The organism is Brachyspira sp. (assembly GCF_029258575.1).
Taxonomy (GTDB): Bacteria; Spirochaetota; Brachyspiria; order Brachyspirales; family Brachyspiraceae; genus Brachyspira.
Genome location: NZ_JARHYI010000067.1, coordinates 1 through 14,260, shown reverse-complemented (window position 1 = coordinate 14,260; position 14,260 = coordinate 1). Strand labels below are relative to the sequence as shown.

Annotated in this window: 13 protein-coding genes and 1 pseudogene; 9 read left to right on the top strand and 5 right to left on the bottom strand. The window is 27.2% G+C overall.

What is annotated here, in order from left to right:
* Positions 1-853, bottom strand: an 853-nt coding sequence (locus tag Q1J76_RS05365; RefSeq protein ID WP_300367899.1) for an acyl-CoA carboxylase subunit beta, incomplete at its 3' end; no start/stop codon positions are given.
* A gap of 380 nt (positions 854-1,233) precedes the next feature.
* Here Q1J76_RS05365 and Q1J76_RS05360 point away from each other — a divergent pair.
* The 8 genes from Q1J76_RS05360 (at position 1,234) to Q1J76_RS05325 (ending at position 9,038) form a co-directional block, all read left to right on the top strand.
* Positions 1,234-1,821, top strand: a complete 588-nt coding sequence (locus Q1J76_RS05360; RefSeq protein ID WP_300367896.1) for a hypothetical protein — start codon at positions 1,234-1,236, stop codon at positions 1,819-1,821.
* 146 nt (positions 1,822-1,967) lie between these two features.
* Positions 1,968-2,609: a hypothetical protein gene (locus Q1J76_RS05355; RefSeq protein WP_300367893.1), complete on the top strand. Its 642-nt coding sequence runs from the start codon at positions 1,968-1,970 to the stop codon at positions 2,607-2,609.
* A 424-nt stretch (positions 2,610-3,033) separates the two neighbouring features.
* Entirely contained in the window at positions 3,034-4,221 is a 1,188-nt protein-coding gene (locus Q1J76_RS05350; protein ID WP_300367890.1) for a M20 metallopeptidase family protein, read from the top strand.
* 65 nt (positions 4,222-4,286) lie between these two features.
* Positions 4,287-5,168 (top strand): 4-hydroxy-tetrahydrodipicolinate synthase, encoded by an 882-nt coding sequence (gene dapA, locus Q1J76_RS05345; protein WP_300367887.1) that lies wholly within the window; start codon positions 4,287-4,289, stop codon positions 5,166-5,168.
* Positions 5,169-5,193: 25 nt separating this feature from the next.
* Complete coding sequence (dapB, locus tag Q1J76_RS05340) at positions 5,194-5,889, top strand: 4-hydroxy-tetrahydrodipicolinate reductase (protein WP_300367884.1); 696 nt, start codon at positions 5,194-5,196, stop codon at positions 5,887-5,889.
* Between the two features lie 33 nt (positions 5,890-5,922).
* Positions 5,923-6,627, top strand: coding sequence for a 2,3,4,5-tetrahydropyridine-2,6-dicarboxylate N-acetyltransferase (dapD, locus tag Q1J76_RS05335; RefSeq protein WP_300367881.1), 705 nt, complete (start codon positions 5,923-5,925; stop codon positions 6,625-6,627).
* Between the two features lie 410 nt (positions 6,628-7,037).
* Positions 7,038-7,676: a hypothetical protein gene (locus Q1J76_RS05330; protein ID WP_300367877.1), complete on the top strand. Its 639-nt coding sequence runs from the start codon at positions 7,038-7,040 to the stop codon at positions 7,674-7,676.
* A gap of 228 nt (positions 7,677-7,904) precedes the next feature.
* Entirely contained in the window at positions 7,905-9,038 is a 1,134-nt protein-coding gene (locus Q1J76_RS05325; RefSeq protein ID WP_300367874.1) for a pyridoxal phosphate-dependent aminotransferase, read from the top strand.
* Positions 9,039-9,082: 44 nt separating this feature from the next.
* Here the strand turns inward: Q1J76_RS05325 and Q1J76_RS05320 are convergent, their stop codons facing one another.
* The 4 genes from Q1J76_RS05320 to yajC form a co-directional block, all read right to left on the bottom strand.
* Positions 9,083-10,831, bottom strand: a complete 1,749-nt coding sequence (locus Q1J76_RS05320) for an SWIM zinc finger family protein (protein WP_300367872.1) — start codon at positions 10,829-10,831, stop codon at positions 9,083-9,085.
* A 257-nt stretch (positions 10,832-11,088) separates the two neighbouring features.
* Positions 11,089-12,012 (bottom strand): protein translocase subunit SecF, encoded by a 924-nt coding sequence (gene secF / locus Q1J76_RS05315; protein WP_300367870.1) that lies wholly within the window; start codon positions 12,010-12,012, stop codon positions 11,089-11,091.
* Positions 12,013-12,028: 16 nt separating this feature from the next.
* Positions 12,029-13,540, bottom strand: coding sequence for a protein translocase subunit SecD (secD, locus tag Q1J76_RS05310; RefSeq protein WP_300367867.1), 1,512 nt, complete (start codon positions 13,538-13,540; stop codon positions 12,029-12,031).
* A gap of 42 nt (positions 13,541-13,582) precedes the next feature.
* Complete coding sequence (gene yajC / locus Q1J76_RS05305) at positions 13,583-14,002, bottom strand: preprotein translocase subunit YajC (protein WP_300367864.1); 420 nt, start codon at positions 14,000-14,002, stop codon at positions 13,583-13,585.
* A gap of 176 nt (positions 14,003-14,178) precedes the next feature.
* On the opposite strand from yajC, the pseudogene Q1J76_RS05300 reads away from it, so the two are divergent.
* Positions 14,179-14,260 (top strand): annotated as a pseudogene (locus Q1J76_RS05300) (IS1595 family transposase); the annotation flags it as partial.

The following is a 14,260-nucleotide window of genomic DNA, read 5'->3' as shown; positions in this document are numbered from 1 at the left end:
CCTTAACATCATAAGGCTTATTAGGGCTATCTGGAAGAACATTTGATAATTCTTCATCTGTTCTATTAGGATTATCTCCTGTATTTTCTAAAGGTACATCTTCTAAATTATTTTGAGGTATATATGATAATAATTTCTTAACACCATCTAAAGTTGATATTTCATCAGGAAACATCAAAGAAGCAACCCCAGAAGTTTTACTATGAACAAAAGCTCCTCCCAAATCTTCTGCTGAAACCTGCTCCCCTGTTACCGCCTTTACAACCTGAGGACCTGTTATAAACATATTTGAACTTTTATCTGTCATAAATATGAAGTCCATCAAAGCAGGCGAATAAACAGCTCCACCTGCACAAGGTCCCATTATAACACATATTTGAGGTATAACTCCTGAAGCCTGAACATTCCTATAGAATATATCCCCATATCCTTTCAATGAGTCAATACCTTCCTGTATTCTAGCTCCGCCTGAATCATTTATACCTATACAAGGACAGCCTAATTTTATAGCCATATCCTGTATTTTACAAATTTTAGCTGCATGCATTTGTCCTAAAGATCCGCCTATTACAGTAAAGTCCTGTGCATATACACATACCTGTCTGCCATTAATCTTTCCGTATCCTGTAACAACACCTTCCCCTGCTATCTTATTTTTTTCCATTCCGAAATCACTGCATCTATGCTCTATAAAAGCATCTATCTCACAGAAAGTGTTTTCATCTAAAAGATGCAAAATACGTTCTCTGGCTGTTAATTTACCTTTTTTATGACGCTCTTCTATCCTATCTTTACCGCCTGCCTCTTCAATTTTTTCTTTTCTTTTTCTAAGCTCATTAATTTTTTCTTGCATATTTCTTTAAGTCCTTATTAGATTTTTTTATCTGACCATATATTTTTACAAAATTTAAATTAATATAAAAAACATATAATTATTTTCTATTTATTGCAATGTCATTTTATAACTTTTGTACTTTTTAACAATTCAGTCGAATGTTAAAAAATAAAAAAAGTTACCTTATTCTTACGATCATAATTTTAATTTTTTTATTAAAATAGACTAAATAAAATAAATACCAATTATAATAAGGTATTTATCTATTGATTTTTTATACACTATAATTTATTATAAAAACTATGATACTTATTAATTAGTAAATTTTTTAAGGAGCAAATAATGAAAAATTAATTATAATAATTTCACTATTAATAATGACTATAAGTGGGAGTTTAATGGCTAAAACAGGATTTAGCTTTGGATTAATGATACCAGTAGGTGCTAGTTTTGGTATTTACAGTGGAAACAATGTTTCTTATATAAAATCAGATGTTGGTTTTGAATTTGGTATTCATGTTCAGCCTGCTTACTTTTTTGGTCTTGAATATTTATCATTTGGTTTAGGCTTAGATTTAGGTTATAACAGAGATCTATTTGCATTCAAAGCTGTAGTTGATGAAAAATCAAAAGGAGGAGTAGCTTTTGACAATTTAATGATAGGAATACTTCCTAGAATAGATATTGCATTCGTATCTATAGGGGTAGGTGCTGGTATAAAAATACCTTTATCAGGAAGTAGCTATTTTAGAGAAAGCGATGGAGGATATACTTCTCAAGTATACGATTATAAAAGATTACAGGAAAATTTCAAAAATCCTTATATACCTTACGTCAAAGCAGTAGTTGATTTTCTTCTACCTTATAATATAGTTTTGGGCGTATATGCCTCTTATGATATACCTTTAATAGAATACAAAGATCCTGTCAGCAATATAAAAATTTCGTCTTTCGATTTAGGCGGTGAATTCGGTTTAAGATTCTAACTAATATCGACATAAAAAGTGTTGAGAGGAATGCATAAAATCAAATATGCATTCCTTTTTTTATTGTTCTTTTTAAATATTTTACAATATATATTTCTTATTTTTCCGATATTCTAGAACAATAAAACAATATAAAAGGATATATTATGAAAAAAATAATAGTAATTGCAAGTTTGATTGTTATAAGCCTAAGCGGAAATTTAATGGCTAAAACTGGTTTTGAAGTGAATGTATTATTTCCATTTGGAGTGAGTTTGGGTACTTATAATGGTACTGATGCTTCTAAATACACAAAATCCGATGCAGGTTTTGAATTCGGTATTCATGTTATACCTGGATATTATTTTGGTATCAGCAATATAGCATTAGGTATAGGACTTGATATAGGTTATCAAAAAGATGTATTTGCATTCGGAATAAAAGGACAAAAAGGAAAATACGGTGCTTCATTTGACAGCTTTAATTTAGGGCTTCTTCCTAGAATAGATGTAGGATTTATATCTATAGGTATAGGCGGTGGATTTAAATTCCCTATATCAGGACTTATGTATCAAAAATTAAGCTCCGATTCAATAGGGTCAGCAAGTTTATATGATACTAAAACCATATATAAAGAATTTAATAAACCATTTATCCCTTATGTAAAAGCTACTCTTGATTTTATACTTCCTCTAAACATAACAGCAGGTATTTATATTGCTTATGATATACCATTTATGGAAAGTAAAACTTATGATTTTAAATTATCAAGTGTAGATTTAGGTGCTCAGATTGGAATAAGATTATAATAAATAATTTTGAATATTTTAAGGAATGTATATTTTTAAATATGCATTCCTTTTTTATATAAATTTAGGGGTTGGTAGATGGGCTGATTAAAGTAAATAAAAAAATATATAATGCTTTTATTATAAAATAGATTTTTTTTATAGAATAATTCATATTTAAAAAAAATAATGATGTTGTTCTTGACTTTTATAGTATTATTACATATAATAATACTATAAATAATTTTAAGGAGTTTAAAATGTATACTTCGTTAACCTGTAATGTTTCACATTCAAATATATATTTTCAACTTTCTAAATTCTATAAATCTTTCAAACGTAACTCATCAAAATCCAAGAAATAATTTTCTATATAAATAATTTCATCAATAAAAAATAAATATAATTTTATAATTATTTTAAAAATTATAAAGGTGTAATAATAATGCAAAATAATAGTTATATAGTATCAAATGATTTGCTTTTATCTATGAAAGATTTTTTAATAGATTTGAGAAGAGACTTACATGCCAATCCAGAACTTGGTTTTGAAGAATTTAGAACTTCAGAAAAAATATCTTCTATATTAAAATCTCTCAATATAAATCATAAAACAGAAATAGCCAAAACAGGAATAATAGCGGATATAGAAGGAGAAGACAAAAATTTCACTATTGCTTTTAGGGCGGATATGGACGCTTTACCTATGGAAGATAAAAAAGAATGTTCTTATTCTTCAAAAAATAAAGGAAAATGTCATTCCTGCGGACATGATGTTCATACTACAGTACTTACAGGAATAGCAAAATATTTTTCAAAAATAAAGCCCCCTTGCAATATAAGACTTATATATCAGCCTGCAGAAGAAACTACAGGTGGTGCTTTACCTATGATTAATGAAAATGCTTTGGAAAATGTTAATGTAATTTATGGTCTTCATGTGCGTCCAGAAATAAAAGTAGGACAAGTAAGCACAACTTATGGAGCAATGTATGCAAGTTCTAATATGTTTAAAATACATATACAAGGAAAATCTGCTCATGGAGCAAAATCATATAATGGAATAGATCCTATAGTAATTGCTTCTCATATTATAACTCAGCTTCATAGCTTTACATCAGCATTTACAGATGGAACTATTAGACTTCATATTGGGACTATAAATGGAGGTAGTGCTGGTAATATAGTAGCTGATAATGTAAAAATGGAAGGAATAATTAGAATGCTATGCAATGACAATACAAGAGCTAGTAGATTAAGTACAATAGAAAATATAGTTACTAATACTGCAAAAAGTTTTAATGCAGAAGGAAAATTTATTAATATACCTTCTTATCCTGCCTTAATAAATCATAAAGATGCTGTTGATATTATAAGACAATCAGCAGAAGATGCTTTCGGTAAGGAAAATAGTTTGGAAGAAAATCCAAATATGACTACAGAGGATTTCAGCTATTATCTTCAAAGAATAAAAGGTTCTTTTTTTAGTTTAGGTGTTTCAAATGAAAAAATAAATGCACCTATTCACAATGGGTTATTCGATATAGATGAGGAGGCTATTAATTTTGGAGTAAAAATCCAAGTATTAAATGTTTATAATACTTATAAAAATAAAGAAAAGTTCACAAATTAACATAATTATTGTATTTTTACTATGGAAAAAATTTATAATACAATATATAATTAAAGGAGATAAATATGTCATTATTTGAAGGAGCTGGTGTAGCTTTAATAACACCTTTTACAAAAGATAATCAAATTAATTACAAAAAACTAGAAGAGCTTATAGAATTCCAAATAGCAAATAAAATAGATGCTATAATCGCAGCAGGTACTACAGCAGAAAGTGCAACTCTCACAGCTCAAGAGAGAATGGAAGTTATTAAATTTTGTATAGAAGTTGTCAAAAAAAGAACTATAGTAATAGCAGGTACAGGAACCAATAATACCGCAACAGCAGTAGAATTCAGTAAAAAATCTTATGAATATGGTGCTGATATAGTTATGGCAGTAACGCCTTATTACAATAAAGGGAATGAAAGCGGACTTATTGATTATTATACTCAAATAGCTAATAATGTTAAATGTCCAGTTATTATATATAGCGTGCCTTCAAGAACAGGGGTAAAATTATCTTTGAATGTTATTAAAACTTTATCTGAAGTTTCTAATATACAGGGCATTAAAGAAGCCAGTGGAGATATAGGATATGTCGCTGATATTGCAAATATTGTTCCGAAATTAGATATATATTCTGGTAATGATGATATGGTAACTCCTATGATGGCTTTAGGGGCTAAAGGTGTTATATCCGTTACTGGTAATATTATACCTAAAGAAAATCATGATATGGTTATGAATTTCTTAAACGGAAATGTTAATGAATCTATTAAAGCTCAAATTAAATATATAGATTTGACTAGAGCTATGTTTATAGAAACAAATCCTGTACCTATAAAAGAGGCTATGAATATAATGGGTTTTGATGTGGGAGAATGCCGTTCACCATTAGGACCTTTAACTGAAAAAAATAGAGAGCTTGTAAAACAAGTTATTAATAAATACAATTTAAAAAAATAATAAAATAAAAACTATGGAGTGCAATATGAAAGTAATAATACATGGAACTGGAGTAATGAGTTCAATATTAAAAGAAGTTATAGAAAAAGAAGGTGAAATAGAAATTGCTGGTTTTGCTGATGACTTCACAAATGAAAAAGGAGATGTTATTGTAGACTTTTCTCATTTTTCAAGACTTCCTGATATGATAGAATATGGTGTAAAAAATAATATTCCTATGGTTATATGTACTACAGGATATGATGAAATGGTGCTTGCTAAAATAATTGAAGCTTCTACACATGTACCTATAGTATTATCATCTAATACTTGTATCGGAATTAATCTTATGAATGAGGTTGTTTCTAAAATAGCTCCTCAACTTAAAAATTTTGATATTGAAATTATTGAAACTCATCATAATAGAAAAGTTGACTCTCCTAGCGGTACTGCTAAAAGTCTTTACAATATCATTAATGATGCTTTGGATAATGAAATGTCTTTAGTTAGAGGAAGAAGCGGACTTCATGTAAGAGATAAAAAAGAAATAGGGATACATTCTGTAAGAGGTGGTTCTGTTGTAGGTGATCATAGCGTTATTTTCTATGGTGATGATGAGGTTATAGAAATTAGACACTCTTCTACTTCAAGAAGAATTTTTGCTAATGGTGCTATAAAAGCTGCCAAATTCCTTTTAGGAAAAAAACCTGGTCTTTACAGAATGAAAGAAGTTTTATCTTAAAATATTTGATAAATTATTATAGGAGAAATGGACATGGATATGTTAGAAAAGTCAGAAGATATTATTGCATTTATTAAAAATTCTAAAAAGCAAACTCCTGTGAAAATATATATAAAAGGTAATTTACCTAAAATAAAAAGTAATGCCAAAGTATTTTCTTCAGGTGAATTTCATTTTGTAGTTGGAGAATATGAAGAGATAAAAAGAATATTAAAAGAATACGAAAAATTTATAGAAGATTATTATTTGGAAAATGATAGAAGAAATTCTGGTGTACCTACTTTAGATTATTTCAATGTAAATGCCAGAATAGAGCCTGGTGCTATTATTAGAGATAAAGTAAAAATTGGCGATAATGCTGTTATTATGATGGGTGCTGTTATCAATATAGGTGCTGAAATAGGGGAAAACACTATGATAGATATGGGTGCTGTTTTGGGCGGACGTGCTATTGTAGGAAAGAACTGTCATATTGGTGCAGGTGCTGTACTTGCAGGTGTTATTGAGCCTCCTTCTGCAAAGCCTGTTATTGTAGAGGATAATGTTGTAATAGGAGCTAATGCTGTTATTATAGAAGGCGTTCATATTGGAAAGAATGCTGTTATAGGGGCTGGTGCTGTTGTTTTAGAAGATGTTGAAGAAAATCAGGTGGTTGCCGGTAATCCTGCTAAAGTAATAAAAACTAAAGATGATAAAACTGCTGATAAAACTAAATTAGTAGATGATTTAAGAAAATAATAATTAAAAAAACTTAATATTTAGATAAAATATTAATTGCAGTTTATAATATTTTTTATAAGCTGCAATTTTTTTATATTCATTTTTTTAAAATATTAATATAAATAATTTGTATTTTTTGTAAAAAGTTTATTTTATTAATAATTTATGAACTATAATTTGTTTATTAATTTTTTTTTTGATAATTTTTATCATATAAAAATACTAGGAATTAAAATATGAAAAAAATTTTATCTATTTTTATGGTAACATTAATATTAATTAGTTTGCCATCATGCAGTAATGCAAAACCAACAGATCCAAAACAAAATTTTGAGAGTGCTTAAAGTTATTATAATATAAATATATTTTACAAATATATTTATATATATGTTTATTACATATGTGATTTAATTTAAGGATTTTACATAATGATTATATCAAAAAAAATATTTTATATACCAGCATTGTTAATATTATTTTCTTTTAATCTTTTTGCTAATTTTAAATTTGGAATAAGCCCTAGATTAGGTGCGGATATCAATATAGCTGAAACTAAAGATTATAATAGTGTATTATTAGATCCAAGATTAGATATAAATTTTCAAATAGGATATGGATTTAAATTAAATAATGTTAATTTATTAAGTGGTATAGATCTTTTATTTGATTTTGGTATTAATGAGCATATGGTATCTGTAATCGATAAAAATACATCTTTGATTAACAGAGTATCAGCATTCGGAATATATACAGGAGTAGCTTTAAAATTTGATTTAACTAAAAATAATCAAAATCTTCTTGTAGGAATATCTTCAGGAGTGCAGTTTAATCCCTTAATAAATATGAATTATAAATCAGTTCCAATATCTCCTTATGTAAGATTATCATTTGAAAGGAAATTCTTTAAAACAGAAAAAACAGATTTCATTGCTGGTGTCCATTTATCTTATGAAAATATGATTTTTAATGCTAATGATATGAATAATCTATTTGCTTCTCATACTGTTAAACAATATCATTCTGTAGGTTTGATGTTTAGCTTCGGATTTTTCTTTGAGAATAGATAATAAACAAGTTAATGATAATTAAATAAAGAATATAAACTAATTAAGGTGTTTACTTTAATAAAGTTGGCACCTTTTTTTATTATCAATGTATATAAAAAAATTATACTATATTATTTTTGGAAAATTATAATTTGACAAATAAAATATATTTGGTAAAATATTATTATATATAATATTATTGTATACAATATTGTATTTAAAATATAATTAGAATTATGGAGAATTATTATGGAACTTAATAAAAATATAGTAAATGTACCATATTCGCTTATAAGAGAGCTTACAGAAAAAGCACAGAAAAAAGAAAATTCAATAATGCTCACAATAGGAGAGCCTGATTTAGCACCTCCTAAAGAACTCATTGAATACGGATGTGAATACGCTAAAACTCACACTTTAGGCTATACGCATTCTGGAGGAAGCGAACATATAAGAACATTGGTAGCTAATCATTATAATAAATACTATAATTCAGATATAAAAGCTGATAATGTTACTATGCATATTGGTTCTATGGAAGGTATCTCTTCAGTATTCAGAACTATTTTAAATATAGATGATGAAGTTATAGTACCTACTCCTTTCTTCTCACCTTATGAACAGTCAATTAATCTTGCTTATGGAAAAACTGTATTTATGGATACAAGGGCAGATAATCTAGTAATAAAGCCTGAAACAATAGAGAAAGTAATAACTAATAAAACTAAAGCTATACTTTTCAGTAATCCGGGAAATCCTTCAGGATATATGCTAAAAAAAGAGGAAATGGACGAACTTGTAAAATATTTTGAGAAGAAAGATATATTTATAATAGCCGATGAAATATATTCTGCTATATCATTCTATCCATTTATTTCATTTGCTTCTTATCCTTCTATAAAAGATAAAGTTATAGTTCTTAATGGTTTTTCAAAATCTCATTCTATGACAGGCTGGAGAATAGGATACAGTATAGCTCCTGAATATGTAAGAAAATGTTTAGTTAATGCTAGTTTTAATAATGTAGGAAGTATGGTAACTCTTTCATGTGCTATTGCTGAATATGCTTTAGAAAAATATCCTATCATAGAGGAATTCAGAGATATTTATAAAGAAAGGGCATTTTTCCTAGCTAAAGAATTAACCGATTTAGGTTTTGATGTTGTAGAGCCTAGAGGAGCTTTCTATTTATTTGTAGGATATGAAAAATTTTCAAAAGAGCCTTCTTTAGATTTTGCTATGCGTTTATTAGATGAAGTAGGGGTTGCTGTAGTGCCTGGTATTGCTTTTGGAAGTGAAAATTACTTTAGAATAGCTTTAACTCAAGATATACCTTTATTAAAAGAAACAGCTAAAAAAATCAGAGAATTTGTACATAAATAAATCATAAATTATATTTAACGGCGGGAAGATTAAACTTCTTGCTGTTAAGTATCAAAAAATATATTTATAACTGCATTGACATTTATTATACTTATAGGGCGAATATAATATTTAGTTTTTTCAATAACTATAAATCTATCCTTATCAATATCAGAATTTTTATAGTCAATTATATATTGTATACCATTTGAATGAATAGATGTATATTTTATATTTAAAGTTAGTCTTTCTTCATTACTTTCTTTATAATTATCGACTATATCAAAATAAAGTATTTGTTCTATTTTATTAAAATTAATATTTTCTATTTTCTGAAATTTTGCTATTATAACTTTAGTTCTTTCATTTTTATTAAAATAATCATATTTAAAATCAATGTTTATTATATCATCATAACTTTTTGCAAAAAGCTCTTCATTATTTTTAGAATACTTCATTTGTTCTAATAATTGATAAGTTACTCTATCATTTAAAATAACAGAAGTATATTTACTAGATGATATTCTTTCATAACTATTAACTTTATAATTTATAAATTTAATTTTATATTTAGATATCTCTTCTATAGATATATTATTTTCAAAATGTATTTTTTTTCTATAATTACTTCTAACATCTTCATAAGAAGTTTTTGCATTATCATAAAATGTAGGTATAACATAAGAAAAAAATGATAATCTCTTTGTATTTAAATTATATAAATATGAACTGACTCCTAAATATCCAGTAGAAGAAATCCAAGGATAAGCACCTATTCCCAATAATTCTCCATTTTGTCTATTTATATATTTGCTTCTAATCTCTCCTCCTAATAATTTAAGCATTTTATTATCATTTTCTATTTTTGATTTCTCTATATATTTTATGGTATTATAAAGTCTTGAAATAATTGCAAATGAAAATAATTTATTAAAAGAAGCTTTTTTATTAAGCATAGCATCTACACTATCTGCAATACTTCTAAACATTTTAGCGATTTCAGGCATATTTTTTATTTGCAGTTTTATACTCAATTGCTCTGCTATATCAAAATCCTTTTCGCTACATGAATAAAATCCCTTCTCAAAAATATTTTCAATAAACTCCTTAGAGAATTTTAAAATATTTTCATCTATCTCCTTATCATCTTCAATTATCTCTTCTAAAGTTCCATACATTTTTTTGTATTCAAGTATAGCTATTATTTTATGGAGGCATAAAGAAGAATCTTTGCAAGAACATATAGACTTTTGTATACTATCTTTTTTGGGAAAATAAATTTTAATTTCTTCTTCTGGTATATTAATTTCAAGCATTGCATCTTCTTTTATAGATACTTCTATACCCTCATAAAATCTATCAAAGGCATATTCAAAATTTCTTTTTGTACTTAATTTTTTTATCTCATCGAATGTGATATTTTTAACTTCATCAAAAACATTATGAAAAATCTCTTCTTTTCCATTTTCTTGATTTTCTACTTCATTATTTAAATCTTTTTCATCTGAAACAGAGCTTTCTATATTTTTTATATACAAAAGCGACATTATAATATGCTTACAAATATCCTTTGAAGGACATGTACATTCACTAGCTTTTATATCCCCATCATTTAATATAACTTCTATACTATCAGAAGAATCTATCGTTACTTTTATTTTACCCTCAAACTCTTCAAGTTTTATTTTCTCTGGCGTATTATTTATAATATTATCAATATCCTTTACAGAACGATTATATATTCCCTTATTAGTTAAAGTAAGTAAGAAATTTTCATTGATATACTGCTTAAGATTGTTAATTTTCTCAGTCATTAAAAAACCTATATAAAATTATTAATATTTGGTATTTGAATGTCATTCATAATTTTCATTCCATTATTAATTTAATAGTAAAAAAATAATATACTAAAATCAATATATTGTCAAAAATATCATTATCACATTAATGATGAATTTTTAGCATATTTATAAAATACATACAATGTTCTTTATATTCTAATAATTATGCAAATAAAAAAGAGCATGCATAAAAATACATGCTCTTTTATTATATTTCATTAAATTAATTTTCAATCTTTTTTAGTTTTCATAAATAAAATTAAAAGTCCGCTTGCTATGAAGTTACTAGCATAAGTACCTATAACAACACCACAGAAGAATGTAAATGCAAAATCATAAAGTATGAATCCGCCCCATATCATTATAGCAAGTGCCGCAAGAAGAGTAGAAATACTTGTTATGATAGTTCTTCCCACAACATTGTTTAAACTTATATTAACAATCTCTTTAAATGGTCTTTTAATATCATCATTCTCTCTTATTCTGTCAAATACAACTATGATGTCATTAATTGTATATCCTATTAAAGTAAGCATTGAAGAGAGAACAAGTACTGAAAACTCTTTATTCAAGAAAAGAAGTATACCAAATACTATAACTACATTATGTATAAGTGTAATTATGGCAGGAAAAGCATATCTATAATTGAATCTTATAGTAATATAAATCATAATGATTACCCAAGAAACAATTATTAATATGAAAGCTAATTTCAAATTATCTGCAGAAACTACACCACTTATAATACTACTTCCTATAAGAGAAACTTTTTGCTGAGTATATTTATCATATAGAACTTTCATAGCTCTGTCAGATTCTTCATTAGAGCCTCTAAATCTCAATAGAAAAGCATTGATATTATCTTCGCCTTCAAGTTCCTGAATATTTATAGTTTCTGTTCCGAAATTATTGTATAAAGCTCTTATCTCAGCAATATTAATAACTTCTGGATTATCTATTTTTACTTTTAATTCCACACCACCTGCAAAATCAATACCCATATTAAAACTATTAGTACTTAGTTTACTAATAAATAAACCGATAGAAGCTATGAATAGTATAGCAGATATAACAGCTGCAATAGGCATAAATTTAACAAAAGGTATTTTATTTTTCGTTAAATCATTATTTTCTTTTTTAATATCTTCACTCATTTATGCAATCCTTATATTATATAAAAAAGAACCCAGCTTTCTTTACCACTTTAGTTCTTATAATCTCTTCATAGATATATCTAGTAATAAACACAGCTGTAAATAGGTTTATTAATATACCAAAAAACAAAGTAATAGCAAAACCCTGTACAGGACCGCTTCCAAATATCCAAAGTATTAAAGCTACTATTATTGTAGTAATATTAGAGTCAAATATAGTAGCAAATGCCCTATCATAACCTGATATAATAGCTTCAGAAACATTAGATTTTATTTTTAATTCATCTTTTATACGCTCAAAAATGATAACATTAGCATCAACTGCCATACCTATAGTAAGAATCAAACCCGCTATACCAGGTAAAGTTAAAGTAAATCTTAAAGGTGATAATACTGCTATAATAAGTATAACATTTACAATCATAGCAATAGTAGCTAAAACTCCTGAAACTCTATAAACTGCAATCATAAATACAGCTACCAAAATAGCAGCCATAAGTAAAGCAGTAGCTCCAGCCTTAACAGAGTCAGCACCTATAGACTGCCCTACAACCTCTTCTTCCACTATACTTACATTAATAGGCAAAGCACCTTCTTTTAATATTCTAGCTAAATCCTGAGCTTCCTCTAAAGTAAATCTTCCAGTAATAACTCCTCTTCCTCCTCTTATTTCATCATTGATATTAGGAGCACTGATAACTTTATCATCTAATACTATAGCAAGCATTCTATTTTTATTTTGAGCAGTAACTTCAGCAAATTGAGTAGAACCTTCATTATTAAGTTCAAACTCTACAGTAACATCTCCGAACTGACCGCCTCCTACTTGAGCATTAATCAAAGCACTTCCCTCAAGAGAAGGCTCTTTATTAACTATAACAGGAGCACCTCTGATTCTTCTTCCAAAATCATCTTTTTCACTATAGAAATAAAGTTGTTTTCCATATTCAGGTACTTTACCAGTATTAGTAAATACTCCCATAAGCATATCATTAGTAGTTAAAGTGGCTGTAGACTGTTCATCAACTAAATTAAATGTTAAAGCACCCTGACTTAATACTACACTTTTTATTCTATCAGGATCTCTTGCTCCCGGAAGTTCAACTACTACTCTATCCTCACCTTGCTTTCTTATACCAACCTCGCTTACTCCAAACTGGTCAATTCTTCCTCTAAGTCTTGATATAAGTCTTTCCATAGCATCATTTTTCTCTTCCGATGTAAGAGATGTAATATTCCTTTCAAGTCTTTTAGCATATTCCTCAAAATCAGCCTGAAGTACTATTCTTATACCGCCTTGCAAATCCAAACCCATATTAACAGATTCACTTCTTAAACGTTTAAGAGATTGAACATTATCTATCTGTTCTTTAGTGTATCCTTTAGCTATCATTTCATCTAAAGACAAATTACTCTCATCTTTTTTATCTTCAGATGTAAAAAAATACCATCTCACTGTAGGAGTAATAAACCAAGCCATTACACCAAGTCCTATGATAATGAATGCTAATCTTAAATTATGACTCATATATATTATCCTGTTTTATTATTATTTATTTTTTAATATAGATCATTCTTTTTTATCTTCTACCTGAGCTTTCTCTAAATCTTCTTTTATCTGATTTTTATCTTCTATAGCTTTTTTCTTTTCTTCTTTTTTAGGAGGATTTAACATTTCTTCTGTAACAACTGCTGATATAGAAGATTTTATTATTTCCATTTTAGTATTTTCACCAACTTTAACTATAGCTATTCTTCCACCTTCTTTATCTGAAATATATTCAGCTACTATTCCACCTGATACTATTATTTTATCTCCTTTTTTCAATTCAGCTATACTTTGTGCTAATTTTTTTTGCTGCTGTTTCTGTGGTCTTATTAATAAAAAATAGAATATGGCAAAAATTACAACCATCATACCTATTGATACTATTGGACTTCCTGCCTGAGCAGTTTGTGCTCCTTGTGCATATAATGTAGCTGTGAACATTCTTTAATTACCTCTTAATTTTTTTAAATTTTTTAACAATACATCATATTAACAAAATTTTATGCTTATGTCAAACATTTTTTCAAATTTAATTAGCCATAAAATCTATGACTATTATCAAATATATATTATTTTAGGGGCTGTCCTAGATAACTTAAATTTGTTATAATTTAGTTATGAAACGAAGTAAATTAAGCCGAGAAAAACAATTAAAGTTAATAGAACATTTTGTTGCAGGAACTACAGCCCGAACAGCTT

Coding starts and splice junctions, on each gene's coding strand:
- yajC (WP_300367864.1), bottom strand. CDS start 14,002: ATGTTCACAGCTACATTATATGCACAAGGAGCACAAACTGCTCAGGCA.
- dapD (WP_300367881.1), top strand. CDS start 5,923: ATGGATATGTTAGAAAAGTCAGAAGATATTATTGCATTTATTAAAAAT.
- secF (WP_300367870.1), bottom strand. CDS start 12,012: ATGAGTGAAGATATTAAAAAAGAAAATAATGATTTAACGAAAAATAAA.
- dapB (WP_300367884.1), top strand. CDS start 5,194: ATGAAAGTAATAATACATGGAACTGGAGTAATGAGTTCAATATTAAAA.
- Q1J76_RS05320 (WP_300367872.1), bottom strand. CDS start 10,831: ATGACTGAGAAAATTAACAATCTTAAGCAGTATATCAATGAAAATTTC.
- Q1J76_RS05360 (WP_300367896.1), top strand. CDS start 1,234: ATGGCTAAAACAGGATTTAGCTTTGGATTAATGATACCAGTAGGTGCT.
- Q1J76_RS05325 (WP_300367874.1), top strand. CDS start 7,905: ATGGAACTTAATAAAAATATAGTAAATGTACCATATTCGCTTATAAGA.
- Q1J76_RS05330 (WP_300367877.1), top strand. CDS start 7,038: ATGATTATATCAAAAAAAATATTTTATATACCAGCATTGTTAATATTA.
- Q1J76_RS05350 (WP_300367890.1), top strand. CDS start 3,034: ATGCAAAATAATAGTTATATAGTATCAAATGATTTGCTTTTATCTATG.
- dapA (WP_300367887.1), top strand. CDS start 4,287: ATGTCATTATTTGAAGGAGCTGGTGTAGCTTTAATAACACCTTTTACA.
- Q1J76_RS05355 (WP_300367893.1), top strand. CDS start 1,968: ATGAAAAAAATAATAGTAATTGCAAGTTTGATTGTTATAAGCCTAAGC.
- secD (WP_300367867.1), bottom strand. CDS start 13,540: ATGAGTCATAATTTAAGATTAGCATTCATTATCATAGGACTTGGTGTA.